Source organism: Catenulispora sp. GAS73 (genome assembly GCF_041262085.1).
In the GTDB taxonomy this organism is placed as follows: domain Bacteria; phylum Actinomycetota; class Actinomycetes; order Streptomycetales; family Catenulisporaceae; genus Catenulispora.
In genome coordinates this window covers 120928-147244 of sequence record NZ_JBGCCM010000021.1, presented here as the reverse complement: position 1 = coordinate 147244, position 26317 = coordinate 120928, and the positions used below count along the sequence as shown (strand labels likewise).

Below are 26317 nucleotides of genomic sequence, written 5' to 3'. Positions count from 1 at the left end.
CTTCGGCTACTCGCCAGCCACGAAGTAGTGCCCCGCATCAATATCCGCGATCAGCCCAAGCTCCTGCGGCTCCCACCCCAGCAGCTCCCGCGTCGCAGCATTGGGCATCGTGATGTCCATGGCGGCGAACGGAAACCCAGCGAAGTGCTCCGCAGCCTTCTCAGCCGGCACGCTGACCACCGGGACATCGAGGTGCCGCCCGATGGCCTCCGCGACGTCCCGCACCGCGACGCCCTCCTCAGCCGCGGCGAACAACTGCTCCCCGGCCGGAGCCTTGTCCAGGGCCAGGCGGTACAAGCGGGCGACGTCGAGCACATGCCCGGCCGGCCAGCGGTTCGCACCGTCGCCGACGTATCCCGAGACGCCGCGCTCCCGAGCGATGCGGATCATCTGCGGAATGAAGCCGTGCTTGTCGCGCGAGCTGTGAGTGGCCGAGGGGATCGCCATGAAGACGGTGTGCACGCCGCGCTCCGTGTACTCCTCCATCGCCGCCGTGACGATCGAGCGCGGGTTCGCGGCGAAGGCCGCATCACGCTGCGCGTCGCCGGTGCGGCGGATTCCGATGCCGACGAGGATCTTGCCGGTCCCGACCAACGCGTCGCCGAAGGCGCGAATGACGCTCAAGTCGGTCGCGGCCGCGTCGGGGAAGCGGCCGGCGAAGACGGTGGCGTGGTCGAAAGCGAGGTGGACGACCGCGTCGGCCTCAGCGGCCGCGGCCGCCAGCAGGTCCAGGTCGGTCATGTCGCCGCGCCGGACCTCGGCGCCCGTCGCCGCGACGGCGTCGGCCGAGGCGTCGGAGCGCGCCAGGCCCACGACCTGGTGCCCGGCCTGCAGGAGTTCGGGGACGACGGCGGAGCCGATGTAGCCGCTGGCGCCGGTGACGAAGATGCGCATGGGGGACTCCCGGAGAAAGTGATGTGACTCGGTAACGTCACTACGACTGTAGCGCAGTGATGTGACCAAGTCACATCAACTAGGCTGTCCCCATGGCCCGATGGGAACCGAACGCACGCGAACGCCTGGTCCGCGCCGCCGTCGACCTGTTCACGGAGCAGGGCTACGACGCCACGACCGTCACGCAGATCGCCGAGCGGGCCGGCGGCCTGACGAAGACCACCTTCTTCCGCCACTTCCCGGACAAGCGCGAGGTCCTGTTCGCCGGCCAGGAGATCCACGCCCGCCTGCTCACCGAAGCCCTCGCCGCCGCCCCGCCGGACGCCACCCCGCTGACCGCGGTCGCGGCAGCCCTCGACGCCCTGGCGGACTCCTTCGACGACGACCGCCGCGAACTCGGCGCCAAGCTGATGGCGCTGCTCGCCGACAACGCGGAGCTGCAGGAGCGCGCCGCGTTTAAGCACGCCATCCTCGCCGCGGCCATCGCCGACGGCCTGCGCGAGCGCGGCGTCGCCGACCGGACCGCGGCGCTGGCGGCGGACATGGGGATGCTGGCCTTCGACGAGGCCTTCGCGCGCTGGACCCATCCCGCCGCTCCGACCACTCCGGTCGCCCCAGCCGATTCGGCCGATCCCGCAGACCGGCGCACTTTGGCCGATCACGCGCGTCAGGCTCTTGCGGAGCTGCGCGACGCGGCAACAGCGCTCGGCTGAGCCCTAAGCACCAAGCACCAAGCACCAAGCACCAAGCACCAAGCACCAACCGCCAACCGCGAAGCGTTAACGCCGCCGCCTCCCGAGCCGGGAGACGGCGGCCCGCCCGAAGCGAGGGATGACCCCGGGCGTGCGGCGGGTCTGCTGATGGGGGTGGGGACCCGCCGCCGGTGGTGCTGATCGTGAAGCCCTCGCTGCGCGAGGCGAAATGCGACCGTGAACGCCCGGTTCCCGCCCCGGGCGCCGAGTCGCCGTTGCCGATTGTGAACTTTTCACCGCCGTTCAACAAGGGCACCCGGACATCTTCCCCGGCTGTGACCGGATCGTGATCCCAAATGCCTCAAAGGCGCTCTGACCAGGCGTGAGCTAAATGAGCAGAACCCTTACCAACGCACATATCGCGGCTTAGCGACGAAACGAAGACGTAACACAGGTCACGTCCTAGCGTCTGCATCCCGTACCCCGGAACGAAACCCCGATATGAGAGAAGGAGCGGATTCGATGGCTGCACGAAGCGCTTCCGCGACAGCCCCGGCCGCCGGCCGAACCGATCGGGAGAACGCTCGCATCGAGATCACCGGCGTCACCAAGCGGTTCCTCACACCGTCCGGCGACGCTTTCACGGCCCTGCGCGACGTCTCCTTCACCGTCGAGCCCGGCCAGTTCTGCGCCGTCGTCGGCCCCACCGGCTGCGGCAAGTCCACGACGCTCGGCCTGGTCGCGGGCCTGGACAAGCCCAGCGAGGGCTCGGTCAAGGTCGGCGGCCGGGAAGTCACCGGCATCACCGACGGCACGAGCTTCATGTTCCAGGCCGACGCGCTGCTGCCGTGGAAGACGGTGCTCGGCAACGTGGCCATGGGCCCGATCTTCAAGGGCGCCAACAAGAAGGACGCCCAGGCGCTGGCCCGCGACTGGATCCGCCGCGTCGGCCTGGCCGGCTTCGAGGACCACCACCCGCACCAGTTGTCCGGCGGCATGCGCAAGCGCGTCGCGATGGCCGCCGCGCTGATCAACGAGCCGTCGATCCTGATGATGGACGAGCCGTTCGGCGCGCTGGACGTGCAGACCAAGGCGATCATGTCGAACGAGCTGCTCGGGCTCTGGGAGCAGCTCCGGCCCTCAGTCCTGTTCATCACCCACGACCTCGAAGAGGCCGTGGCGCTGGCCGACCGCGTCGTGGTGCTGTCCGCGGGTCCCGGGACCGTGAAGGAGATCTTCGACATCGACCTGCCGCGTCCGCGCGGCTCGGTGCAGGAGATCCGCTTCGACACGCGGTTCCTCGAACTCCACCACCAGATCTGGGAGACGCTGCGCGAAGAGGTCCAGCGCTCCTACGCACGCACGACGGGAGAGAACGCATGAGCGCGAACACCATCGCGTCCACGTCGGTCCAGCCGGCCGCGAAGAAGACCGGGCTGAGCATCCGCCGCAAGCGCAAGCTCAAGATCCACGCGGCCCAGATCGGCTTCGCCGTCGTCATGCTCGGCGGCTGGCAGCTGTTCGCCACCAACAAGTGGCTCGGCGTGGACCCGTTCACCTACGGCAAGCCCACCCTGATCTGGGACAGCCTGTACGCCTACTTCACCAAGGGCGACCAGGCCACCGAGTTCGGCTCCTACTGGCTGCAGATCGAGACGACCCTGCGCGAGGCGGGGCTCGGCTTCCTGCTGGGCACCGCGGTCGGCGTCGTCCTGGGCGTCCTGCTCGGCATGAACCGCTTCCTCGCCGAGGTCATGGACCCGTACATCAAGATCTTCAACTCCATCCCGCGCATCGTGCTCGGCGAGATCTTCCTGGTCGCGCTGGGCCTGGGCGAACTCCCGCACCTGCTGCTCGCCGCGGTCCTGGTGTTCTTCGTGGTCTTCTTCAACGCCTTCCAGGGCGTCCGCGAGGTCGACCGCAACATCCTGGCCAACGCCAAAGTGCTCGGCGCGAAGCGGCTGGCGATCGTCCGGCACGTCATCCTGCCCTCGGCGCTCACCTGGATCATCGCCAGCCTGCACAGCGCCTTCGGCTTCGCGCTGACCGGCGCGATCGTCGGCGAGGTCATCGGCGCGCAGCGCGGCCTGGGCCTGGTCATCGCGACCGACCAGGGCAAGTTCGACTCGAACGGCGTCTACGCCACGATGCTCGTCATCGCGGTCCTCGCGCTGGCCGCCGAGTGGATCATCACCCAGGTCGAACACCGGCTGCTGTCCTGGCGCCCGCCGTCGCCGTCGGAGACCGCGTCGATCTGACCCGGCGCTTCCTGATCCTCCACCGGGCGGCACCTGCTCGCCGGCGCCACCACCGGCACCACCACCGCCACCAATGCCCCACCACAGCCAGCACCACAGCCGCCACCGCCCGGTGGCACCACCACCGTCCGCGGGTTCCCTCGCCGGCGGATCCCCACCCCGAATTCAGCGAAAGGTACGTCAGCCATGTTCAAGCGGACACTCATCGGCGCGGCGGTCTGCGCCCTCGCCGTCACCACCGTCACCGCGTGCTCAAGCTCGAAGAGCAGCGGCTCCGGTTCCAGCGCCGGCGCCGCCGGCGGGAGCCTGCCGACCGTGAAGCTCATGGTCGGCGGCATCGACAAGCAGATCTACCTGCCCTACAAGCTGGCCGACCAGCTGGGCTTCTACAAGAAGTACGGCGTCAACGTCGAGCTGAGCACCGAGACGCAGGGCGGTGTCGGCGCGGAGGACGCGATGATCTCCGGCAGCGTCGACATGGCCGGCGCGTGGTACAACCACACGATCGACTTCCAGTCGAAGGGCAAGGCCGTCGAGGACATCGTCAACCTCTCCGGAGCGCCGGGCGAGCGCGAGATGTGCTCCACGAACAGCGGTGTCCACTCGGCGGCCGACTTCGGCGGCAAGACCTTGGGCGTCACCGACCTGGGCTCGGGCACCGACACGCTCACGACGTTCCTCGCCGCGCAGAAGAACCTGGCTTCGAACCAGTACCACAAGCTGGCCGCCGGCGCGGGCGCGACGGCGATCGCTGCCCTGCAGCACGGCACGGCGGCCTGCGTCATGACCACGCAGCCGACGGTGCTCGCGATCGAGAAGCAGAAGATCGGCTACTCGGCGATCGACCTGGCCACCGCGCAGGGCGCGACGGCGGCGATGGGCGGCACCTGGCCCTCGGCGGGCGTCCTGGCCCAGACCAGCTGGGTCAACAGCCACAAGACCGAGGCCCAGGCCGTCGTCGACGCCCTGGTCGCGACCATGCACTGGATCGACACGCACACCGCCGCCGACATCGCCAACGCCCTGCCCGCGACCTACGTTCAGAACAGCACCATCACCAAGGACGACTACATCGCGGCCCTGACCCAGGACAAGGGCCAGTTCCTCCCGGACGGCATCATGCCGGCCGGCGGGCCGAAGACCGTGCTGGCGACCGAGAAGATCGTCGGTGTCGACACCTCGAAGATCGACCTGTCGGCGACCTTCACCAACGACTTCGTGATCGCCGCGAACAAGCTGGAGGGCACGACGGTCACCCAGACGCCGGCCGGAGCCGACGGCTGAGCCGGACGCGGCGACGACCGGCGTGTCCGAAGCAGTTCCACGGCGGCGGACGTCCGGGTCTGTGACCCGGGCGTCCGCCGTGCGGGAACCAGCGTGTGAAGTTCAAGAAACACTCAAGATCCTTGATCATGGCTCCCTTTCCGATCGACAATCTGAGCGTTCGCGAGATCTCTGCCGGATATGCAAAGGGGAACCAGATGGGCATTCTGAAAAAGGTGGCCGCAGTCGGCGCCGCGACGGCAGCCATTTCTGTGATATCGGCAGGGGGCGCGTTCGCCAACGGTCCGACCTACGCGTGGCAGTCCGGCGTTCACACCGTGGACCGCTGTCAGAACACCACCAGCGGCGGCACGGCCGTCGGGGGCTGGGCGCACGGCCAGTTCGTGGCCAACTCCGACGGCGGCGGCGGGTGCAGCGTCACCTACCTGGAGCTGGTCTACGTCGACAACAGCGGGAACGAGCAGGCCAAGTACGTCCAGTCCAACTGGGGGAGCGGGTCCGACACCTGCGGTGCCTCCTGCGACCAGATCGTCTGGCCGACCAGTAGCTACCAGCGGATCATCGAGGTCGTCGGCTCCTCGCAGTCCGGGCTGACCGGTAACAGCACGGGCGGCATCTACCTCTACTACTGATCCGATTCGCCGCGCCCCTTTCGGGGATCAGCATCCTGACGGGGCGCGGCTCGCCACCTGCCAAGGGCAGACAAAGCCGCCGCAAGGACCGCCAATGACAATTCTCACCGCCGTCGGCTCACCCCGACCCCTGCGACTTTCCGATCGCCGCCGCCGTTGGTGGATCGTCGCAGCTGTCGTCCTGGCCATCGTCGGTGTGGCGACCGCGGTCGGCGTGGTCACCCATCGCAGTAGCGAGCGTTCCGTCTCGGTGTTGGCCCCGGCTCGCGGTGACGCCACGCCGTCGGACATAGCTGCCGTCGGCTGGGTCGAAGGCGGCCAAGCCTGTTACGGAAGCGCGGTTCCCGCCGACTTCGCGCGGACCGAACGGCACCACTGTGTGGCTGCGCCACCGGCGAGCAACGGCGCGCCGCTGCTGTGGTCGAAGCCGCACTTCTTGAGCGAACCGCATCCCACGGACGGGAAGACAATCCTGGCCGTCGGATTCGTCACCGGAGGTGTTTCCTCGGTCGAGGTCACCATGGCGTCGGGCGACGTCGTCTCCTCCAAGGTGGTGACGCTGGGCGGGGGCGGTTCCACCGGGGCCTACGCGCTCTGGCTGCCGATGACGGCGCAACACGGCATCAGCTGGACGGACATCGCGGCTGTCACGGGGCGTGACTCCGCGGGCCGCGCCGTGGCCCGGCTGAGCTAGCGGCCGGCTCTTTGTCGCAAAGCAAGGTCATGAATCACGGTGCGGACGTGCTCCACGTCCGTGTTCGAACGGGGGATCATCGTGAAGTGTCTGCTGGTGGAGGACGACGCGCGGGTCGTGGCGCTGGAACGCCGACTCCTGGCAGCACACGGGATCGAGGTGATCGTCGCCGGCACGATCCCGCAGGCCGTGGCCGCGCTGTCCGCCGATCCCGGGATCATCCTGCTGGACCTGTCGCTTCCGGGCGCGGTCGGCTTTCAGTCGCTGCGCGAGATGCGGAGGGTTTCGCAGTTGCCGATCATCGTCGTCACGGGGCGGTCCGACGGCGATTCGGTCGTTCAAGGGCTGAGCCTCGGCGCGGATGACTACATCGTCAAGCCGTTCGCCACTCGTGAACTCGTCGCGCGGATGGCGGCGGTTCTGCGGCGTTGCGCCATGAAAACGGGCCTCGACGGCAGTGTCGCCTTGGTGAGCGGGGATTTGCAGATGGACTATACGACGCGGTGTGTCACCGTGAGATCGGAGTCGATCCAGGTCACCCGCAAAGAATTCGAGATCCTCGCCATTCTGGCGAGGCTGCCCGGCGCGGTCATTCGGCGGGAACAAATCCTGGGCGAGATCTGGGGCGTGTTCGACCCTTCGGCGGCCCACAGCCTGGAATCGCACGTCACGGCGCTCCGCCGAAAGCTCCGGCCGCACTGCGAGATCAAGGCTGCCCGGGGCATCGGGTACAAGCTGCTCGTCGCCGGCGGCGTGCCGAGCTGAGGCGCGGGCCGCCTCGTTACGTCGACTTTTCGTGTGCGAACCGCGTTTGCCGCGTTACTCGCTGTTTTGCTCGTTTTGCTCAGCGGACCGGCCCTTGTCTGATCTGCGGAAACGGCACACAATCTGACCAATGCGACAGGGATCGGGACGACGGCTGAGCAGCCAGATCTTCGTCAGTCAGGTGTCGATCCTGCTGGTGGTGGTGCTGGTGGGGTTCGGGCTGTTCGCGGTCCAGGAACGCAAGCAGGTGGACCGGCAGTACATGGACGAGGCGTTGCAGATCGCGCAGACCGTCGCCGACACGCCGGAGGTCAAGTCCTGCATCGGGTTCCCCTCGACGAACTGCGACGGGACGCTGCAGAACATCGCCGACCGGCTCCAGCGCGACACCAAGACCGACTACGTCGTCATCGTCGACCAGAACCGGATCCGCCACACCCATCCCAACCCCTCGCTGCGCGGCCAGCCGATCGAGGAGCCGCTGGTCACCGGGCCCGACGTCCGGTTCGACCCGGGCAGTGTCGGGGAGTCGGTGAACGGCCGGGTCCCGCTGTACGGCCCGCTCGGCGACCAGATCGGCGAGGTGTCGGTCGGGCGCAAGGTCACCTCCGTGACCTCCGTCTTCGTCGGCCAGCTCCCCGTCTACGCCGCCTGGTTCGGCGCCGCGCTCGGCGTCGGCGCCCTGGCCTCCTACGCCCTGGCCCGCCGTCTGAAGCGCCGCACCTTCGGCCTGGAGCTCGACGAGATCTCCAAGCTCCTGCAGGAACGCGAGGCCGTCCTGCACGGCATCCGCGAGGGCATGATCGCCTTCGACCGGGCCGGCCGGGTCACCATGGTCAACGACGAGGCGCGGCGGCTGCTGGGCCTGTCGATGTTCGGCGGCGTCGGCGGCTACCTGGAGGACGTGGTGCCGCCGGGGCGGCTGCAGGACCTGCTCTCCGGCGAGATCGAGGGCAAGGACCAGGTCGTGCTGACCGACGAGTACTACCTGACGGTGAACCGGATGCCGGTGACGCTGGCCGGCAAGCCGCACGGCGCGGTGGTCACGCTGCGGGACCGCACCGAGCTGTCCGGGCTGCTGCGCGAGCTGGACAGCGTCACCAGCCTCACCGACGCGCTGCGGGCCCAGCAGCACGAGTTCTCCAACCGCATGCACACCGTCGCCGGCCTGCTGGAGCTCGGCGAGACCGATGAGGCGCTGCAGTTCCTCACCGACCTGTCCGGGGCCGAAGCCGCGTTCGCCGAGTCGGTGCGTTCCCGGATCGCGCCCTCGGTGCTGGTCGGGCTGATCCTGGCCAAGGCCGCGGTCGCCGGGGAGCGCGGGGTCGAGCTGGAGCTGACCGACGACACCTGGCTCGGCGACACGCCGGACAAGGTGCAGGCGCTGACCACGGTGCTGGGCAACCTGATCGACAACGCCTTCGACGCCGTCTCCGGGCCCGGCGTCGACCCCGGCAAGCAGGGGCGGGTGCTGGTGTCGATCGTCGAGGACGACGACGGGATCGGCGTGCGGGTCGCCGACAACGGCCCCGGCATCCCGGCCGGGGCGGCCGAGCACGTCTTCACCGACGGCTACACCACCAAGCCGGCAACGGGTTCGATGCGAAGGGGTCTCGGTTTGGCCCTGGTGCATCGGCTGGTGCAGCGTCTCGGGGGTAGCATCACGGCGTCGGAGGGGCCCGGCGCGGTGTTCACCGTGCGGCTGCCGAAGGCTGCCGAGAACCGGGGGACTCTGCTGAGCACCGGAGGAGGTAGGAGACCACGATGAGCGCTGCCATGGCTGCTGCCGGCCCGCCTTCACCCCAGCCCTCGCGCGGCGCCGTCGCCGGGACCGTGCGGGTCCTGGTCGTCGACGACGACTACCGGGTCGCGAAGATCCACGCCGCGTACGTCGACCGCACCCCGGGCTTCGCCGTCTGCGGCCAGGCGCACTCCGCCGAGGCGGCCCTGGACCTGATCGAGGTCCTGCGGCCCGACCTGGTGCTCATGGACGTCTACCTGCCCGACGGCGACGGGCTCGGGGTGATCCGCAAGCTGCTGGAGGCGCCGGAGTCGGCCGAGTCCGGCCCGCGTCCGGACTTCGTGGTGATCACGGCGGCGCGCGATGTGAGCACGGTGCGCACCGCGATGCAGCTCGGGGCCGTGCACTACCTGGTGAAGCCGTTCGGCTACCCGGCGATGGCCGAGAAGCTGACGTCCTACCTGGACCTGCGGCGGCGGATGGAGACGCTGGACGACGCGGACGCCGACCAGGCGGACGTGGACGAGCTGTTCGGGCTGCTGCGCGGGCAGCCGGCGCTGCCCGCGCTCCCGGCCAAGGGGCACTCGGCGCCGACGCTGGAGCTGGTGCGGAACGCGGTCCGGGCGGCGGGAGGCGACGTGTCGGCCTCGGAGGTGGCCGAGCGGGTGGGGATCTCGCGGCCGACGGCGCAGCGGTATCTCAGCTATCTGACTCGGCACGGGGTGGTGCGGCTGCAGCTGCGCTACGGGGCTACGGGGCGTCCGGAGCACCGGTATTCGGCGATGGGGTGAGACGGGGTCGCGTTTTCCCCGTCACCATCTCCTGCCTCCCGCCGCACCGCTCGCGCAGCCGGCCTCGCTCGCACAGGGTGTCCGCGAGTGTGTGCCGCGTGGTCGAAAACCCTTGCGGGCCCTCGGAATCCGCACGCGCCACGTCATCGGTGACAGTCCTCACGAACGCCACCAGCAGTCGCGCTTCGATAACGAAACCCTGACTTCCGCCCCTATTTGTCCGTTTATCGCAGCGCCAAGGCGGCGATTTCCGGCTGGTCCTGCTGAATCGTGCATCAGCACATGCCTACACTGTCTGCACCGCATCTCCACGGGCGCTCGGGCACCCAGGGGCGGCGGGGCGTGTAGATCGGAACCCAAGGGAGACCAGACAGTGGCAAGTGGAAACGCGATCCGAGGCAGCCGCGTCGGTGCGGGACCGATGGGGGAGGCCGAGCGCGGCGAGAGCGCCCCTCGGGTGTTCGTCTCTTTCTGGTGCGTGAACAAGCACGAGACCAAGCCCTCCTTCGCCAGCGACGCGCAGATCCCCGACACCTGGGACTGCCCCCGCTGCGGCTTCCCCGCCGGCCCGGACAAGGACAACCCCCCGGCGCGCTCACGCACCGAGCCCTACAAGACCCACCTGGCGTACGTCCGCGAGCGCCGCTCCGCCGAGGACGGCGACCAGATCCTCGCCGAGGCCCTGGCCAAGCTGCGCGGCCAGATCTGAGCACCGGCCGGGTCGGCACCGCGGCGCTGATCACGCAGATCACGCCGACCGGGCAGATCGCACCGATCGCGCCGCCCCGTCGCCCGGACCGGCGAGCCCCGCACCACCGCACGACCCACGCCACCGCACGACCCACGCCACCGCCCGGCCGGGCGCCACTCGGTCGCCGGGCGGTGCGTGCCGGTGTGCCGACGCTTGTGTGCTGACGCGCGCGGCGCCGCAGTGCTGACGTGCCGAAGCTCCGCCTTCCGGATGCGGAGGGCGGGGCTGTGTCGCTGGTCGGCTCTGTCAGGTGGGCTTTGCCGCTTTTTCCTGGTCGTGGCCGCTGCCGATGGCGGTCGAATCCTGACGTTTCTCGGACTGCCAAGGCAGGTTCACTCCTGCGCTCTTGAAGACCCATCCACACGCGGTCACCGCCCCTGTGGTGATGAACATCCACACTTCGGACGGGACCTGGAAATGCTGCGCTGCGGCCCACACAGCGAGCACCACTGCGGCGATCGAGAACAAGGCCGGAATGACGACGCGGAGCCGATCTGTCGCCCCGCCGGCTGGGGACGAGCCCGTCTCACGGTCGAGAAGGCGCGGGTCTACCAGGCGCACGCCCACGACATCGTTGGTGGGAGTCGCGCAGTAGCTGGCGAACGATCCGATCACGTTGGCCAGTCGCGTACGGTCCGAGGGGGTCTTCGACAGCATCACATGGCGCTTACGCGCATGCAATGTCGAGATCAGCCGGCCGGCTTCGGCGTCCAGCAGCCGACGGAACTCGACATCACGAGTCGACACGTTGGCTCGCGAGACTGCGGTGACGTTTCCGCAGAGCCTTTCGATCTGCGTGGTCAGGATGTATGTGACCCGCTTCTCGTAGGGCGAACGCTGCACGTTGCCGACTCCGTGCGCAAGCGTTGCGATGACCGCCAAGGACGAGGTGACCGCGTAGTTGTGCGGCGCGGATCTCGCTGCCATGACCTGGTCGGCGACGAGGAGAGTCCCGATGGCGGCCGTCAGAATCAGCGTCGCCAGTTCGACGCCCGTGTTGGTCCGTCCCGCTCTCGGAGGCGCTGACAGATACGCCGTGCAGGTGAGAAGCACGGCCGGGACCCAGAGCGTGAAGGATCCCAGCATCCCGAAGTACTGCCACGCGTAGATATCCGTGAGCCGTGCTGGAGTGGGGCGCCGGCCGACGGTGATTCCTGCCGCATCCATGTTCTCGGTGGCCTTGTCGGCCCGTCCCTTCGCGCGGCGCTCGATTGAGCTGCTGAGTCCGGGGATCCTGCAGAAGATCCGTCCCGGCCGTCGCTCGTGCAGTGCTCCAAGGACAAGCGTGAGGATTCCCGCAGCAGCGACATACAGCGTTGCGAACGCGAGGAGGCAGGCCGTCGACGTCAGCGGATAGTGTGAGTGCTGAGCTGCGGCGATGTTGGAAGAGATCGGCATGGACCGATGCTGGCACAGGCGAAAGCGTGTTCGGGCCCGTTTCGGTGTCCCAATCCCACCGAATCAACAGATCCGGAATCTTTGCCGTACCGCTACTCCGCAGCCTCCAACCGCACCACAATCGCCTTAGAAGTCGGCGTATTGCTCACCTCAGCCGTCGAATCCAACGGCACCAGCACATTCGTCTCCGGGAAGTAAGCCGCCGCGCACCCCCGTGCCGTGTCGTAAGCCACCACCCGGAACCCCGGCGCGCGCCGCTCCGAGCCGTCCGTCCACTCCGACACCAGGTCCACCATCGCCTCGTCGTGGATGCCGAGGGTCTTCAGGTCGTCCGGGTTCACGAACACCACGCGGCGCCCCTGGTGGATGCCGCGGTAGCGGTCGTCGAGGCCGTAGATCGTGGTGTTGTACTGGTCGTGGGAGCGGATCGTCTGCAGCAGCAGCCGCCCCTGCGGCACCACCGGGGCCTCGAAGGCGTTCGCCGTGAAGTTCGCCTTGCCGGTCGCGGTGGGGAACGTGCGCGTGTCGCGGGGGGCGTGCGGCAGCGCGAAGCCAGAGCCGCGGCGGACGCGGGCGTTGAACTGCTCGAAGCCGGGGATCACGTGCTCGATGCGGTCGCGGATGCGGTCGTAGTCCGACGCCAGGTCCTCCCACGGCACCGGGTGCTCCGCCCCCAGCACCGCGCGCGCCAGCCGCGCCACGATCGCGACCTCCGACAGCAGCGCCTCGCTCGCCGGGGCCAGGCGTCCGCGCGAGGCGTGCACCAGCCCCATCGAGTCCTCGACCGTGACGAACTGCTCCCGCCCCTCGGGCTCGCGTGCGTCGGCGCCCTGCCGGTCCAGCTCCGTGCGCCCCAGCGTGGGCAGGATCAGCGCGCGCCGGCCCGGCACCACGTGCGAGCGGTTCAGCTTCGTCGAGACCTGCACCGTCAGCGCCGTGCTGCGCAGCGCCGGCTCCGTGACGTCGGTGTCCGGGGTGGCGGCGACGAAGTTGCCGCCCATGGCGAAGAACACCTTCGCGCGGCCGTCGCGCATCGCCCGGATCGCGTCGACCGTGTCGAACCCGTGCGCGCGCGGCATCGGCACGCCGAATTCCGCCTCCATCGCGTCCAGGAAGGCGTCCTTCGGCTTCTCGTAGATCCCCATCGTGCGGTCGCCCTGTACGTTCGAGTGCCCCCGCACCGGGCACACCCCGGCCCCGGGCCGCCCCACGTGCCCGCCGAGCAGCAGCACGTTCACCACCTCGCGGATCGTCGGCACCGCGTGCTTGTGCTGCGTCAGGCCCATGGCCCAGCACACGATCAGCCGCTCGGAGGCCCGCACCTCCTCGAACGCCGCTTCGATCTCGGCGCGCGAGAGGCCGGTGGCGTCCAGGATCTCCGGCCAGTCGGTGCCGCGCGCGGCCTTCGCGTAGTCGTCGAAGCCGTGCGTGTACGTGTCGATGAACGACCGGTCCAGCACCGTCCCCGGCGCGGCCGCCTCCGCCTCCAGCATCAGCTTCCCGAACGCCCGGAACAGCGCCAGGTCGCCGCCGACCTTGATCTGCAGGAACCGGTCGGCCAGCGGCGTGCCCTTGCCGACGACGCCCGACGGCGTCTGCGGGTTCTTGAAACGCAGCAGCCCGGCCTCCGGCAGCGGGTTCACCGCGGTGATCCGCGTCCCGCCGCGCTTGGCCTTCTCCAGCGCCGACAGCATGCGCGGGTGGTTGGTGCCCGGGTTCTGCCCGACGACCAGGATCAGGTCGGCCTTGCCGAGGTCGGCCAGCGACACCGAGCCCTTGCCCACGCCGAGGGTCTCCGTCAGCGCCGACCCCGACGACTCGTGGCACATGTTCGAGCAGTCCGGCAGGTTGTTGGTCCCGAAGGAGCGCACGAACGCCTGGTACAGGAACGCCGCCTCGTTCGACGTACGACCGGAGGTGTAGAACACCGCCTCGTCGGGGGAGTCCAGCCCGCGCAGCTCCTCGGCGATCACCCCGAACGCCTCGTCCCAGGTCACCGGCCGATAGTGCGTCGCCCCGTCGTCCAGCATCATCGGCGTGGTCAGCCGCCCCTGCTGCCCGAGCCAGTACCCGCTGCGCTCGGCCAGCTCCGCGACGGAGTGCGAAGCGAAGAACTCCGGCGTGATCCGCCGCAGCGTCGCCTCCTCGGCGACCGCCTTCGCCCCGTTCTCGCAGAACTCGGCGATGTGCCGCTTGTCCGCCTCGGGCCACGCGCAGCCCGGGCAGTCGAAGCCCTTCTTCTGGTTCAGCCGCAGCAACGTCTCCGCCGAGCGCTTGACGCCCATCTGGTTCACCGCGTCCCGCATCGCCACCGCGACCCCCGGGATCCCCGCCGCCCAGTCCTTGGCGTGGCCGACGGACAGGTTCTCGTCGCCGGGATCGGTCTTCGGCGCTTTGCGGGCCATGATGCGGGCTCCTTTGCCTCGGTGGTTCCCCGCCATTGTCGCGCCACGGACGCCGACGTGGAAATGTCCGCCCCGGGACTAGGGTGGGCGCCATGGTTGGCGCCACCGAGCTTCAGGAACGCGCGGCACGCGCCGTGCCCGCCGAGTACGTGACCCGGATCGGGTCATGGTGGCTCCGGCACGCCCCGGGCTGCTCGTGGTGGATCGGCTCGGTGTTGCCGCATATGCCGTACGGCAGCACCTCGGTCTCCTCGCGGGCCGAGCTGGACGGCCTGATCTCCGCCGCCGAGGCCTATACGGCCGAGCGCGGCATCCCGACGCTGATGCAGATGACGCCCGGAGCCGTACCGCCGGAGTTGGACGCGATCCTGGCTGCCCGCGGTTACGAACGCCAGGTCTCTGTGTCGCTGCAGACGGCGACGACCTCCGAGGTGCTGGCCCTGGCTCCGACCGGTTCGCTGCGCGTCCGGCTGGACGAGGAGCCGACGCGCGAGTGGTTCGACGTCTGGCACGGCATCACCGGCGGGGACCCGGATCCGAAGTGGCGGCTGCTGCGGCGGATCGAGGAGCCCAGCGCCTACGTGAGCGTGGAGCTCGGCGACGAGACCGTCGCGGTCGGACGCGCGGTCGCCGAAGCCGGCTGGGCCGGCGTGTTCAACATGGCGACCCGCCCCGAGGCACGCGGTAAGGGCGCGGCCGGCGCGGTGCTCGCGGCGTTGGCGGGCTGGGCCGCGGCGAACGACGTGCCGTGGATGTATTTGCAGGCCGAGCACGAGAACGAGACCGCGATGCGGCTGTACGGACGCGTCGGGTTCAGCGAGCTGGTCCCGTTCTACTTCCGGGTGTTGGAGCGGTAGGCCGCAGAGGCGTTCGACCCGGCGGGCGCGCTGTGATCAGGCGCCGAGCGCCGGGCCCCACAGCGTCTCACGCGATCCGCAGCCCCAGGTGCGCCGCCATCGCCGGCGCCAGATCCACCAGCTGGCCGCCGTCGATCGTGGCCCCGCGCAGCGCGTCCAGCCCGGCCTTGAAGTGCAGCCGGGCGCCGCGCAGGTCGACGTCGGCGAGCTTGGCGCGGCTGAAGTCGGCCTCCTCGAACGTGCAGCCCGGGAAGCGCACGCGCGCCAGCTTGGCGCCGCCGAAGTCGATCTCGCGCAGCAGGCAGTCGGTGAACACCACGTCGGTCAGGGCGGCGCCGCGGAAGTTCACCGCGTCCAGCTTCACCTGGTCGAAGTGCACGCGCCGGATGTCGGCGTCGTGCCACTGCACGCCCGAGGCGATGCCCCGCACCAGTTCGGTGTCGCGCCAGTGCGAGGCCGACAGGTCCGGCCCGAGCAGCCGCGAGTCCTCCAGCCGGACGTCCGAGAACGTGGTCTTGCTCCACTCGCCGCCGACCAGCGTCACCTCGGCGAGCAGGCAATGGCTGAAGCGCGCGTGGCTGGCGAAGACATCGTCCCAGCTGAGGTCCGCGGCGCGTTGGTATTCGTAGTGGCCCTCGTCGCGCACCCGGGAGTCCAGCGGCGTCAGCTCGGCTAAGGGCGGCAGGTCGGGGCGGGGCGGCGGGATCGGTTGTGAAGATGGCATGCCGATCATTGTGGACCACTGTGCGATTCTGTTGGGGGGCGGTCAGAGATCTACGGCACCTCGTCGATGGTTGATTCGCGGTGAGCCGTCTGGGTGGTCGTTATCAACCTAAACGGTGTGTGTCACGTCGTACGTGGCGTGAGTGTAAAAACTGTGAGCAAAGTGATCGCCGTCGCGGTGTGCGGAGCCGTGCTCGGGATGCCCGGGAGTGCCAGTGCCGCCGGTGCGCGGTCGGACGTGGCCTCGGAGGCGTCGCCGATCACCGTGCAGGTGTGGCTGAAGCCGGACCTCGCGGGCGCCGCCGCGTTCGCCGATGCGGCGGCGACGCCGGGGAAGGCAGGGTTCCACCACTACCTGAGTCCGAACGCTTATACCGCCCGGTTCGGCCCCTCGGCCGCGCACGCCAAGGCGGTCAGCGACTGGCTGGCCGGCGCCGGCCTGAAGCAGGTGCACGTCAGCAGCGGCCGTGACTACGTTTCGGCGACCGGTGCGGTGACGAAGCTGACGCCGCCGGCCTCGGTCGCGCCTTACGTGCTGGGGGTGACCGGGTTCGCCGACGACAGCGACGGCGGCAATGCCGCCGTGGCCTCGGCCAAGCACGCCGCCGCCCCGGCCAAGCACGTCGCAGCGCCGACCTGCTCGCAGTACTGGGCCCAGCACGTGCAAAGCATCCAGCCGGCGTACCAGGGGCTGACCAAGGCCTCGCTCCCGATCTGCGGCTACTCCGCTGCTCAGCTGCGCGCTGCTTACGGTGTGACGTCGGCGAACACTGGCAAGGGCGTCACCATCGCGTTGACCGAGGACTCATCGCCGACCGCGATGTTCGCGACGCTCACCGAGTACGCCAGAGCCAACCACTTGCCCCTGCCTCGCCGCTCTCAGTTCAAGCAGGTGCAGGACGGAACGTGCAATGACGTCTCCGTCGGTGCTGGGAACGCCGCCGACTCGGTCCGCGTCGACGACGAGGCGCAGATGGACTCAGAAGCCGTCTACGCCATGGCCCCCGACGCCGACCAGCTGATGGTCGTCGGCGGCGGCTGCAACCGGGGCCTGCTGGACGCCGCGCTCTCGGTGCTGGTCGGCGACGGCGCGCACCCCGGCGCCACCGTCGTGTCCAACTCCTGGCAGATCCCGCTCGGCTCCGAGCCCAAGCAGGTCATGCACGCGATCGACCTGCGGGCCGCGGCCGAGGGCGTTGGCATGTACGTCGCCTCCGGTGACACCCCGGGCCTGACCATGCCCGGCTCCGACCCCTACGCGACGGTGGTCGGCGGCACGACCCTGGGCATCGGCGCGCACGACGAGCGGGTCTTGGAGACCGGTTGGTCCACCGACACCGGCTCGCTGAACGACGGGAAGTGGGACGACCTCGGCATCAGCGGGGCCGGCGGCGGCACCAGCCTGGACTGGGCTCAGCCCGGGTATCAGAAGGGCGTCGTCCCGGCGTCCATGTCGCACGTCCAGGTCGGCGGCAAGACGCTCGTCAACCGCGCGGCGCCGGACATCGCCGCCGACGGCGATCCGGACACCGGCATGCTCGTCGGGTACGTCCAGACCGGGACCGACGCCAAGCCGGGGCCGTACCAGACCGCGCCGAACGCCGGCACGAGCTTGGCGACGCCGCTGATCGCCGGGCTGGTCGCGGACGCCGAGCAGGGGCAGCACGCTCCGTTCGGCTTCATCAACCCGCTGCTTTACCGGCTGACCGGCACGTCGGCGATGCGCGACGTCCTGCCGCCCAGCGCCTCAGCGCCGCAGCAGGATCGGGCCGCCTACACTCCGGCCGCCGACGGTCTCACTCCCAGCGTGGACGTCTTCGGCGCACAGGGGGCGGGCCAGTCGCAGGTGATCGCGAAGGGGTACGACACGGTGACCGGCGTGGGTTCGCCGAACGGCGGCGCGTTCATCGCCGGGCTGCGCAACCTCACCGCCAAGGCGATGTCCGGCTGAGGGTACCCGGCTGAGGCAGTCATCGCGATCGACGAGAACGCCGACGGGCCGCCGGTCACCACCGACGGCCCGCTTGCGCCTACTGCCTTTCAGCGCTCGTTCGTACCTCTAGCCGTACCTCTAGCCGCAGCTCTAGCCGTACCTCTAGCCGTACCTCTGGCAGTAGCTCCAACCACTAGCTCCCGCTCACAAACCCCAAGTTCTCGTAGATCGTGTCCTGGACCCCCGGCGCCCCATAGTTCGCCAGCTTCGTGTTCGTCGCCACGATCTGCGGACGCTGGAACAGCGGGACGACCGTGTCCAGCTTCCAGATCGCCGCGTCCGCCTCGTTGGCGTACTTGATCGCCTGGGTCCGGTCCAGCGAGCTGAGCGCCTGGGTGAACAGGTTGTCGATCGCCGGGTCGCCGACGCGGCCGTAGTTCTGCTGGATGTTCAGTGAGCCGCCGGTGCCGGGGGTGGGGTTGGCGAACTCCGGCTGCGCCGTGCTCAGCGGGTAGGCGTTGCCGCCGAAGATGACCTGGGCGATGTCGAAGTCGCCGACGTTGACGTACTTCGTGTAGTAGTCGGCGCCGGGGACCGGGGCGATCGTGATCTGGACGCCGATGGCCGCCAGCTGGCTCTGCACGATCTCCGCCAGCTGCTTGCTGGAGTCGCTGGTGGAGTTGATGGGGTAGCGCAGGTTCAGCGTCTTGCCGTTCTTCGTGCGGGTCTTGCCGCCGTCGGTGCTGGTCCAGCCGGCCTGGTCCAGCAGTGACTTGGCGCGCGCCACGTCCTGCGTGCCCAGGTCGCCGGAGTTGTCCTGGTAGCCCTGCTGGTTGGTGAGCAGGACGTGGTTGTTCAGCGGGTCGGTGCTCACGCCGAGCGGGCCGACCAGCGCGGTGTCGATCTGCTTGCGGTTGATGCCGATGGTCAGAGCGTTGCGGACCCGGATGTCGGACAGCGGGCCGGTGCCGGCGCCGTTGAAGGTCAGGTTCGCCCAGACCGGGCCGGCCGCCTTGTGCACGGTGACGTTCGACAGGTTCTTCACCCGCGCGTAGTACGACACGTGCGAGCCGATCCCGTACTGCAGGTCGACCTCGTTGTTGGCCAGGGCGTCGGTCTGCGCGTCGAGGTCGATCGACATGAAGATGATCTGGTTCAGCTTCGGCGTGTCGCCCCACCACTTGTCGTTGCGCACCAGGGTCAGGGTCTTGGCGGTCTGGTTGATCGAGCCCAGCTTGAACGGCCCGTCGCTGTTCGGGATCGCGTCCTTGAAGTCGTTGACGAACTTCTTCGGATCGCTGTTCGTCGCCGCCGGGTACAGCGGCGAGAACAGCCCCTGCCACTCGCTGTACGGCTTGGTGAACGTGATCACCGCTTCCTTGGCGTCCTTGCCCTGCTTGATGCTCTGGATCTGGTCGTAGCCGACTGTGCCGGAGATCTGGAACGCCGCGTTGGTGCCGTTCAGCGCCTTCCACTGCGCCTCGAAGTCGGCCTCGGTGACCGGCGTGCCGTCCTGCCAGACCGCCTTCGGGTTGATCTCCAGCGTCACCACCTGCTGCGGCGAGGCCGTCACGGTGTAGGAGGCGACCAGGTTCACGTTGTTGTGCGGCACGCCCTTGGCGTCGGCGTAGAACGGCTGTTCCAGGACCGCGCCCATGATGTCCGACACCGAGCCGTCGGTGCCGTCCACCTCGTTGTAGTTCAGCTGGTCCGAGATCCCGGCCTCCGGCCAGCGCAGGGTGCCGCCGTCGGCGACCTTGTCGCGCGGCTGCGGGTTGATGTCGTTGCCGGGCTGGGTGTTGATGTTCTTCGACGAGCTGCCGGTGCCGGAGGCGCCGGACTTGCCGGACGAGGAACCGCCGCAGGCGGCCAGGCCCAGCGCCAGCGCGGCCACCGCGGCCGTGCTCAATACCAAAGAACTGGGAGAGCGTCTCACAGTGCTGTTCTCCTTCGGTGAGGGTGGTGAGGGTGTGAGGACGGTCAGCGCCGGGCGGATCACGCCACGGTGCTGTGCGGGATCAGGGCGGGCGCCCACGCTCCCAGGTGATGGCACGCCGCCGAGCGGTCGGCGCCGGGTCCGGCACCGGTTCCGGCACTGGTTCCGACGCCGGGTTCGGCGCCGGTTCCGACAGCGGTCAGCTCAGGGTCCTGTCGCTCGCAGAGCTCGCGCGCCGAGTCGTCGTCAAGCGCGGCGTACAGCGGACACCGGCTGCGGAACCGGCAGCCGCGCAACGCCTCGACGTCGCCGTCGAGCACCACCGGACTCGGCGGGTCGCCGGGCAGCACGATGCGCTCACGCCGGCGCTCCACGACCGGATCCGGCACCGGCACGGCCGACAACAGCGCACGCGTGTAGGGATGCCGGGGGTCTTCGAACACCGAGTCGGCGTCCCCGTACTCCACGACCCGGCCCAGGTTCAGCACCGCGACCCGGTCGGCCACGTGCCGGACCACGGCCAGGTCGTGCGACACGAACAGGTACGCCAGTCCCAGCTCGCGCTGCAGATCGGCGAGCAGGTTCAGGATCCCGGCGCGCACCGAGACGTCCAGCGCCGACACCGGCTCGTCCAGCACCACCAGCCGCGGCTCCAGCGCCAGCGCCCGCGCGATCGCGATCCGCTGCCGCTGCCCGCCGGAGAACTCGCGGGGGAAGCGGTTCGCGTGCGACGCCTCCAGCCCGACCATCTCCAGCAGCTCGCGCACGCGCGGCGCGACCTTCTCGTGCCCGTGCGTGCGCAGCGGCTCGGCCAGCAGATCGCCGACCGGCAGCCGCGGATCCAGCGAGGCCAGCGGATCCTGGAACACCGCCGCGATCCCGGCCCGCACCTGCTTGGCCCGGCGCCGCACGTTGCGGCCGCGGTTCAGCTCGTCCAGGTCCTGACCCAGGACACTGATACTCCCGGCCTGCGGGGCGTGCAGGCGCAGGATCTCCATCACGGTCGTGGTCTTGCCGCTGCCCGACTCGCCGACCAGCGCCAGCGTGCTGCCCGCGGCGATGTCCAGGCTGACGCCGTCGACCGCGCGGACGGTGCCGATGCGGCGGCGGATGATCGAGCCCTTGGTCAGCGGGTGGTGCTTGATCAGGTCGCGGACGGTGAGCACGGGCTCTGCGACACTCGGTTCGGGACCGACGTCGGCTGTCTTCGCGATTTCGATCTCTGATTCACCGATCGGTTCGACCACGGCGTCGGCCTCAGTCGTGACCGGCTCGGCGGCCATCAGATCCAGCCCCTCACCGCTCCGATGACAAGCCGCCGCCCTCCCGGGCCCGATCTCCACCAGCTCCGGCTCGGCCGTCCGGCACACGTCCACCACGAACTCGCACCGCGCCGCGAACGGACACCCCGCCCCCAACTCCAGCAACGAAGGCGGCGAACCGGGGATGGACCGCAGGCGCGCGCCGCGTCCGGCGTCCAGCCGGGGGAGCGAGCCCAGCAGGCCCGCGGTGTACGGCATCTTCGGCGCCGCGAACAGCTCCTCGACCGTCGCGGTCTCCACCGGCCGGCCCGCGTACATCACCGTCGCGCGGTCGGCGAAGCCGGCGACCACGCCGAGGTCGTGCGTGATCAGCACGATCGCGGCCCCGGTCGCCTGCTTCGCGGTGGCCAGCACCTCCAGGATCTGCGCCTGCACCGTCACGTCCAGGGCGGTGGTCGGCTCGTCGGCGATGATCACGTCCGGGTCGTTCGCGATCGCCATCGCGATCATCACGCGCTGCCGCATGCCGCCGGAGAACTCGTGCGGGAACGCCTGCGCGCGCCGTACCGGGTCCGGGATGCCGACCAGCTCCAGCAGTTCCACCGCGCGGCGCGTCGCAGTGTCCGAAGACACATCCTGGTGCACCCGGATCGCCGCCGCGATCGCCTCGCCGACCCGGTACACCGGGGTCAGCGCGGACAGCGGGTCCTGGAACACCATCGAGATGCCGGCGCCGCGGATCCGCGACATCTCCTTGTCGTTGAGGCCCAGCAGCTCCCGGCCGCGGAAGCGCACCGAGCCGGTGACCGCCGCGTTCGTCGGCAGCAGCCCGATCGCGGCCATGGAGGACACCGACTTGCCCGAGCCGGACTCCCCGACGATGGCCAGCGTCTCGCCGCGCCGCACCTGGTAACTCAGGCCTCTGACGGCCTCCAGCCGCTTGCCCTTCTCTCCGGGGAAGGACACCCGCAGGTCCGTGACCTCCAGCACCGCGTCCGTGTTCATGCCGCTCACGCCGCTCACGCCGCACCTCCCGTGCCGGAGGAGGACGCGGTGCCGGCCGCGTCGTCCATCGCGTCGCGCAGCCCGTCGCCCACGAACGCGACCGCCATCACCGTCAGGATCAGCAGGATGCCCGCGGGGTAGAACAGCCACGGGAAGTTCAGCGCCGAGTCGGTCCCGTCGGCGATGATCGTGCCCAGCGACACGTCCGGCGGCTGCACGCCGAACCCGAAGTAGCTCAGCGAGGTCTCGGCGATGATGGTGCCGCCGACGTTCAGCGTGGCGTCGATGATCAGCAGCGAGGCCATGTTCGGCAGCAGGTGCCGGGTGATGATCCGCAGCGGGTGCACCCCCATGATCTCCGCGGCGGTCACGAACTCCCGCTCCCGCAGCGACCGCGCGAGCCCGCGGACCATGCGCGCCGTCACCATCCAGTTGAACGCCGCCAGCAGGATCACGAACAGCAGCCAGGTGCGGCCGTGGAACAGCGGCGAGGTGATCGCCAGGATCAGGAACGAGGGCAGCACCAGCAGCAGGTCCACGAACCACATCAGGACCCTGTCAGTCCAGCCGCCGAAGTACCCGGCCGTGGCGCCGACGATCCCGGCCAGACCGGTCGACAGCACCGCCGCCAGCAGCCCGATGATCAGCGACTTCTGCAGGCCGCGCATGGTCTGCGCGTAGACGTCCGAGCCGATCTGCGTGGTGCCGAACCAGTGCGTGGCCGACGGTCCGGTCAGGAAGTTGTTGTAGTCCTGGTCCTTGTAGTTCCACGAAGTCAGATACGGCCCGATGAACGCCAGCGCGAACATCAGGACCAGGATCACCAGTCCGACCACCGCCAGCTTGCGGCCCAGGAACCGCCGCAGCACGATCCGTCCGCGGCTCAGCGCCTCGGGCTCGGCCGGCCTGGCCGCGTCCTCCTCGGCGACCACGAGCTCCATCCCGGCGGCCATCAGACACGCACCCGCGGGTCGAGCAGCGCGTGCGCGATGTCCGACAGCAGCCCGGCTATCAGCACCAGTACCGCGGTGAACAGCACCATCGCGGCCACCGAGTTGACGTCCTGGCGTCCGATCGAGTCCACGAACCACTCGCCCATGCCGTGCCAGCCGAAGATCTTCTCGGTGAAGGTGACGCCGGTGAGCAGCAACCCCATTTGGTAGGCGAACAGAGTCGCCATGGGTATCAGGGCCGTGCGAAGCCCGTGTTTGACCAGCGCCGGCCCGCGCCGCATGCCGGTGGCCCGGGCGGTGCGGATGTAGTCGGCGCCCAGCACGTCGAGCATCGCCGAGCGCTGATACCGGCTGAACAGTGCCGCCTGCCCCAGCATCAGCGACAGCGTCGGCACGACCAGGTGCTGCCCGCGGTCCACGAGATGTCGGAACCAGCCGCCGGCCAGTCCCGCCGTGGTCTCGTTGGTGTAGGGGAGCAGGGTGGTGCCGGCGGCCTGGTTGATCTTGACGGTGCCGATCTTCAGCAGCACCGCCAACAGGAACACCGGCGTGGACAGCACCAGGAACGACAGGAACGTGATGGCGTGGTCCGATGGTCGGTACTGCCTGATGGCCGAGACGAAGCCGAGCGCGACCCCGACGAGCGCGCCGGTGATGGTGCCGACCAGCACCAGCCGCAGGGTCACGCCGATGCGGCGCCCCATCTCCGCCGAGACCGAGGTGTCGTCGATGGTCTTGCCCAGGTCGCCGGTCAGGACGCCCTCGGCCCAGTGCCCGAACCGGTCCTCCAACGGCGTCTTGTCGTTGAGGTTCAGCTGGTTCAGCGTGGCGTTCACCGACGCCGCCGGCGGCGGGGGCTGGCGCTGCGCGAAGTACTCGCGCGGACTCAGGCTGGAGGCCGCGAGCAGGTAGCCCAGGCACGTCGCCAGAGAGATCAGAACCAGATAGTTGACGATCCTGCGCAGCAGGAAAGGACCCATGGCGTCGTGTGGCTCCCGTATCAGGGCACGCTTATGCGTGTCGAAAGGACTTGGCAGGGCGCTGAGCGGTTCTCGGACCGATCGGTACCCGGGAATCACCGCTTATATGCAAAGCCCTCGTCTAAAGGACGGCATGCGGACGCCGGGGGAGGTCAGAACCTTTATCGGGAAAGCGGACACAGCGCGCTGGCCACGCGGCAGAAGTCCACGTGGCCGCGAGTCGTGAGCACCACCGCGCCGTCCATGGGCTGGAACCATAGCGGTAAAACCCTGACTGTGCACGAAGAGCCCGGACCTCTCGGCATACGAGAGGACCGGGCTGTGCAGGGAAATATCGGGATACCGAACGGTTCGGTACCCGAATAACGTCGTCCGGCGGCGTATTTCGACGGCCGGGATTGTTATTCGGGCTATATCAGGCCACGCACACGATCTCGCCGTGAACGACGTTGAACCAGCCGTCGTGTTTGTCCGCCCAGGAGCGCCAGCCGGCCGCGACCGCGTCGAGATCCTCGACGTAGGCGAAGCCCTTTTCGACGTATTGCGTGGCGGTTGAGGACTTGGTCGTGCGCTCCGCCCACAGATCGGCCCACCACTGGCGCTCGGCCGGGGTGGCGTACACCCACGACGAGGCGCCGGAGGTGATGGCGTCCTCGGGGAATCCGGCTTCCAGTGCCCAACTGCGCAGCCGCCGGCCGGCGTCGGGGTGGCCGCCGTTGGACGTCGCCAGGGCCTGATAGAGGCGCAGCCACTCGTCGAGCGCCGGGACTTCGGGGAACCAGCGGAAGCCGCCGTAGTCGCCGTCGCGCGCCGCGATCACGCCGCCGGGCTTGCAGACCCGCCGCATCTCCTTCAGCGCCAGCACCGGATCGGCGACGTGCTGGAGCACCTGGTGCGCGTGCACGACGTCGAAGGTGTCGTCGGGGAAGTCCAGCGCGTGGACGTCGGCGACCGCGAAGCGGACGTTGGCGATGCCTCGGGAGGCGATCTCCTCCTGCGCCAGGGCCAGCGCCTCGGCGGTGATCTCCACCGCGGTCACCGTGCCCGGGGCCACCCGCTCGGCGAGGTCGGCGGTGATGGTGCCGGGCCCGCAGCCCACGTCCAGCAGGCTCTGACCTGCCGCTAGGCGGGGCAGCAGGTAGGCCGCGGAGTTCTCGGCGGTGCGCGAGCGGTGCGAGCGGAGCACCGACTCGTGGTGGCCGTGGGTGTACGTGTTTTGAGGAGTCTCCGGCCGCGTCGTCATGCCGGAGACTCTAGTGAGGCGACCGTTATTTGAGAAGAACTGTCTCATTCAATGAGACGAGCTCCAGCCTCAGGTATGGAAGAGCTCTTCGATGACCTGCGCCACACCGTCCTCGTCGTTGGTGGCCGCGACACTAGTCGCGGCGTCCTTGGCCTCGTCGACCGCGTTCGCCACCGCCCAAGAGCGCCCGGCCCAGCGCAGCATGGGGATGTCGTTCGGCATGTCGCCGAACGTCACCACGTCCGCGGCGTCGATCCCGCGCGCGGCGCACCACGCGGCCAGCGTCGAGGCCTTGTCGACCCCGGGCGGGCCCAGCTCCAGCACGCCGCGGTTGGTGGAGTAGGTGAGCTGGCCGAGCGTGCCGACCGCGGGCAGCGCCTCGACGTACATGTCGGCGCTGTTGCGCGAGCGGTCGGCGGCGAGGACCTTCAGCAGCGGCGCGTCAGCCACCGCCGCGGGCAGGTCCTCGTACGGGACGACGCGGCGCCCGGCGTCGTCGCCGTCCATGTCGAAGGGCGAGAGCTCGTAGTCGGCCTCGCGCACCATCCCGTCCGGCGTCTCCAGCGCGAACCGCGCCCCCGGCAGCGCGGCCCGCACCCCGGCCAGCAGCTTCGCCACCGTCGCCGCCTCGAACGGCCGCGGATCGTACGCGACGCCGCCGGCCAGGTCGTAGCACACGGCCCCATTGGAGGCGATGACATGCGGCAGCCGCCCGAAGCACGGCTTGAGCCGGTCCAGCCACCGAATCGGCCGCGCGGTCACGGCTATCACATGCGCACCGCGCTCCATGGCCAGGTCGAGCGCCGCGCGGGTGCGCGCGGAGGTGGTGCCGTCGCTGCGCAGGAGGGTGCGGTCCAGGTCGGTGGCGATGACTTGAGGTGGGTTCACACGATCAAGACTCGCATGCGGGGCGTGGGGAGAGAATTCGCCGCCGACCGCGCTTAGCTTGTCGGCCGCAGGCTGCCGATTGCCGATTGCCGATTGCCGAGCGCTGGCCAATGAGTGCCGAGTGCCGGCCGCCAGCCACCTGAGCGCCGACCACCTGAGTGCCAAGCGCCGGCCGCCGGCCACCTGAGCACCAGCCACCTGAGTGCCGAGTGCCGAGCGCTGGCCGCGCATA

The 26317-nt window shown here is 69.5% G+C and carries 22 protein-coding genes; 12 read left to right on the top strand and 10 right to left on the bottom strand.

The features are described 5' to 3' along the window. Positions 1 to 6 precede the first annotated feature (6 nt). On the bottom strand, positions 7 to 894 hold the full coding sequence (locus ABH935_RS29775) for an NAD-dependent epimerase/dehydratase family protein (protein WP_370381246.1): 888 nt from the start codon (positions 892 to 894) through the stop codon (positions 7 to 9). A 92-nt stretch (positions 895 to 986) separates the two neighbouring features. Here ABH935_RS29775 and ABH935_RS29770 point away from each other — a divergent pair, with 92 nt between their 5' ends. The 10 genes from ABH935_RS29770 to ABH935_RS29725 all read left to right on the top strand — a co-directional run bounded on the left by ABH935_RS29770 (position 987) and on the right by ABH935_RS29725 (position 10460). Beyond that, positions 987 to 1607, top strand: a complete 621-nt coding sequence (locus ABH935_RS29770) for a TetR/AcrR family transcriptional regulator (protein WP_370381245.1) — start codon at positions 987 to 989, stop codon at positions 1605 to 1607. 501 nt (positions 1608 to 2108) lie between these two features. Continuing rightward, positions 2109 to 2969 (top strand): ABC transporter ATP-binding protein, encoded by an 861-nt coding sequence (locus ABH935_RS29765; RefSeq protein ID WP_370381244.1) that lies wholly within the window; start codon positions 2109 to 2111, stop codon positions 2967 to 2969. Continuing rightward, positions 2966 to 3844, top strand: coding sequence for an ABC transporter permease (locus ABH935_RS29760; protein ID WP_370381243.1), 879 nt, complete (start codon positions 2966 to 2968; stop codon positions 3842 to 3844). The genes ABH935_RS29765 and ABH935_RS29760 overlap by 4 nt, the downstream gene beginning before the upstream one ends. 186 nt (positions 3845 to 4030) lie before the next feature. After that, on the top strand, positions 4031 to 5128 hold the full coding sequence (locus ABH935_RS29755) for an ABC transporter substrate-binding protein (RefSeq protein WP_370381242.1): 1098 nt from the start codon (positions 4031 to 4033) through the stop codon (positions 5126 to 5128). A gap of 197 nt (positions 5129 to 5325) precedes the next feature. Continuing rightward, positions 5326 to 5760: a hypothetical protein gene (locus tag ABH935_RS29750; protein WP_370381241.1), complete on the top strand. Its 435-nt coding sequence runs from the start codon at positions 5326 to 5328 to the stop codon at positions 5758 to 5760. A gap of 94 nt (positions 5761 to 5854) precedes the next feature. Next, the gene (locus ABH935_RS29745) at positions 5855 to 6454 is read left to right on the top strand and encodes a hypothetical protein (RefSeq protein ID WP_370381240.1); all 600 of its coding nucleotides are present in this window, start codon (positions 5855 to 5857) and stop codon (positions 6452 to 6454) included. Between the two features lie 96 nt (positions 6455 to 6550). Beyond that, positions 6551 to 7219, top strand: coding sequence for a response regulator transcription factor (locus tag ABH935_RS29740; protein ID WP_370381239.1), 669 nt, complete (start codon positions 6551 to 6553; stop codon positions 7217 to 7219). Between the two features lie 130 nt (positions 7220 to 7349). After that, on the top strand, positions 7350 to 8987 hold the full coding sequence (locus tag ABH935_RS29735; RefSeq protein ID WP_370381238.1) for an ATP-binding protein: 1638 nt from the start codon (positions 7350 to 7352) through the stop codon (positions 8985 to 8987). A gap of 8 nt (positions 8988 to 8995) precedes the next feature. Continuing rightward, positions 8996 to 9751 (top strand): response regulator, encoded by a 756-nt coding sequence (locus tag ABH935_RS29730; RefSeq protein ID WP_370381303.1) that lies wholly within the window; start codon positions 8996 to 8998, stop codon positions 9749 to 9751. A gap of 373 nt (positions 9752 to 10124) precedes the next feature. After that, a complete protein-coding gene (locus ABH935_RS29725) occupies positions 10125 to 10460 on the top strand; it encodes an RNA polymerase-binding protein RbpA (RefSeq protein WP_194895803.1) in 336 nt (111 codons plus the stop codon). Positions 10461 to 10748: 288 nt separating this feature from the next. Here ABH935_RS29725 and ABH935_RS29720 read toward each other — a convergent pair whose 3' ends face one another. Further along, a complete protein-coding gene (locus ABH935_RS29720) occupies positions 10749 to 11900 on the bottom strand; it encodes a hypothetical protein (protein WP_370381237.1) in 1152 nt (383 codons plus the stop codon). A 92-nt stretch (positions 11901 to 11992) separates the two neighbouring features. Next, entirely contained in the window at positions 11993 to 14305 is a 2313-nt protein-coding gene (locus ABH935_RS29715) for an FdhF/YdeP family oxidoreductase (RefSeq protein WP_370381236.1), read from the bottom strand. A gap of 92 nt (positions 14306 to 14397) precedes the next feature. Here ABH935_RS29715 and ABH935_RS29710 point away from each other — a divergent pair, with 92 nt between their 5' ends. Then, complete coding sequence (locus ABH935_RS29710) at positions 14398 to 15162, top strand: GNAT family N-acetyltransferase (protein WP_370381235.1); 765 nt, start codon at positions 14398 to 14400, stop codon at positions 15160 to 15162. Between the two features lie 67 nt (positions 15163 to 15229). Here ABH935_RS29710 and ABH935_RS29705 read toward each other — a convergent pair whose 3' ends face one another. Continuing rightward, a complete protein-coding gene (locus ABH935_RS29705) occupies positions 15230 to 15886 on the bottom strand; it encodes a pentapeptide repeat-containing protein (protein WP_370381234.1) in 657 nt (218 codons plus the stop codon). A gap of 153 nt (positions 15887 to 16039) precedes the next feature. On the opposite strand from ABH935_RS29705, the gene ABH935_RS29700 reads away from it, so the two are divergent. Beyond that, entirely contained in the window at positions 16040 to 17836 is a 1797-nt protein-coding gene (locus ABH935_RS29700) for a protease pro-enzyme activation domain-containing protein (protein ID WP_370381233.1), read from the top strand. Positions 17837 to 18011: 175 nt separating this feature from the next. On the opposite strand, the gene ABH935_RS29695 is transcribed toward ABH935_RS29700, so the two are convergent. The 6 genes from ABH935_RS29695 to ABH935_RS29670 all read right to left on the bottom strand — a co-directional run bounded on the left by ABH935_RS29695 (position 18012) and on the right by ABH935_RS29670 (position 26085). Next, positions 18012 to 19754, bottom strand: coding sequence for an ABC transporter family substrate-binding protein (locus ABH935_RS29695; RefSeq protein WP_370381232.1), 1743 nt, complete (start codon positions 19752 to 19754; stop codon positions 18012 to 18014). Positions 19755 to 19813: 59 nt separating this feature from the next. Next, the gene (locus tag ABH935_RS29690; RefSeq protein ID WP_370381302.1) at positions 19814 to 22021 is read right to left on the bottom strand and encodes a dipeptide ABC transporter ATP-binding protein; all 2208 of its coding nucleotides are present in this window, start codon (positions 22019 to 22021) and stop codon (positions 19814 to 19816) included. 14 nt (positions 22022 to 22035) lie between these two features. Next, a complete protein-coding gene (locus ABH935_RS29685; RefSeq protein ID WP_370381231.1) occupies positions 22036 to 22974 on the bottom strand; it encodes an ABC transporter permease in 939 nt (312 codons plus the stop codon). Then, positions 22974 to 23954, bottom strand: coding sequence for an ABC transporter permease (locus tag ABH935_RS29680; protein WP_370381230.1), 981 nt, complete (start codon positions 23952 to 23954; stop codon positions 22974 to 22976). Before ABH935_RS29680 ends, ABH935_RS29685 begins: the two co-directional genes overlap by 1 nt. 415 nt (positions 23955 to 24369) lie before the next feature. Then, positions 24370 to 25197: a class I SAM-dependent methyltransferase gene (locus ABH935_RS29675; RefSeq protein ID WP_370381229.1), complete on the bottom strand. Its 828-nt coding sequence runs from the start codon at positions 25195 to 25197 to the stop codon at positions 24370 to 24372. A gap of 69 nt (positions 25198 to 25266) precedes the next feature. Further along, positions 25267 to 26085 carry an HAD family hydrolase gene (locus ABH935_RS29670; protein WP_370381228.1) on the bottom strand — a complete coding sequence of 273 codons (819 nt, stop codon included), beginning with the start codon at positions 26083 to 26085 and terminating at the stop codon, positions 25267 to 25269. Positions 26086 to 26317: the final 232 nt, after the last annotated feature.

Coding starts and splice junctions, on each gene's coding strand:
- ABH935_RS29765 (WP_370381244.1), top strand. CDS start 2,109: ATGGCTGCACGAAGCGCTTCCGCGACAGCCCCGGCCGCCGGCCGAACC.
- ABH935_RS29745 (WP_370381240.1), top strand. CDS start 5,855: ATGACAATTCTCACCGCCGTCGGCTCACCCCGACCCCTGCGACTTTCC.
- ABH935_RS29685 (WP_370381231.1), bottom strand. CDS start 22,974: ATGGCCGCCGGGATGGAGCTCGTGGTCGCCGAGGAGGACGCGGCCAGG.
- ABH935_RS29690 (WP_370381302.1), bottom strand. CDS start 22,021: ATGAACACGGACGCGGTGCTGGAGGTCACGGACCTGCGGGTGTCCTTC.
- ABH935_RS29715 (WP_370381236.1), bottom strand. CDS start 14,305: ATGGCCCGCAAAGCGCCGAAGACCGATCCCGGCGACGAGAACCTGTCC.
- ABH935_RS29760 (WP_370381243.1), top strand. CDS start 2,966: ATGAGCGCGAACACCATCGCGTCCACGTCGGTCCAGCCGGCCGCGAAG.
- ABH935_RS29750 (WP_370381241.1), top strand. CDS start 5,326: ATGGGCATTCTGAAAAAGGTGGCCGCAGTCGGCGCCGCGACGGCAGCC.
- ABH935_RS29680 (WP_370381230.1), bottom strand. CDS start 23,954: ATGGGTCCTTTCCTGCTGCGCAGGATCGTCAACTATCTGGTTCTGATC.
- ABH935_RS29735 (WP_370381238.1), top strand. CDS start 7,350: ATGCGACAGGGATCGGGACGACGGCTGAGCAGCCAGATCTTCGTCAGT.
- ABH935_RS29770 (WP_370381245.1), top strand. CDS start 987: ATGGCCCGATGGGAACCGAACGCACGCGAACGCCTGGTCCGCGCCGCC.
- ABH935_RS29705 (WP_370381234.1), bottom strand. CDS start 15,886: ATGCCATCTTCACAACCGATCCCGCCGCCCCGCCCCGACCTGCCGCCC.
- ABH935_RS29720 (WP_370381237.1), bottom strand. CDS start 11,900: ATGCCGATCTCTTCCAACATCGCCGCAGCTCAGCACTCACACTATCCG.
- ABH935_RS29775 (WP_370381246.1), bottom strand. CDS start 894: ATGCGCATCTTCGTCACCGGCGCCAGCGGCTACATCGGCTCCGCCGTC.
- ABH935_RS29675 (WP_370381229.1), bottom strand. CDS start 25,197: ATGACGACGCGGCCGGAGACTCCTCAAAACACGTACACCCACGGCCAC.
- ABH935_RS29730 (WP_370381303.1), top strand. CDS start 8,996: ATGGCTGCTGCCGGCCCGCCTTCACCCCAGCCCTCGCGCGGCGCCGTC.
- ABH935_RS29710 (WP_370381235.1), top strand. CDS start 14,398: ATGGTTGGCGCCACCGAGCTTCAGGAACGCGCGGCACGCGCCGTGCCC.
- ABH935_RS29755 (WP_370381242.1), top strand. CDS start 4,031: ATGTTCAAGCGGACACTCATCGGCGCGGCGGTCTGCGCCCTCGCCGTC.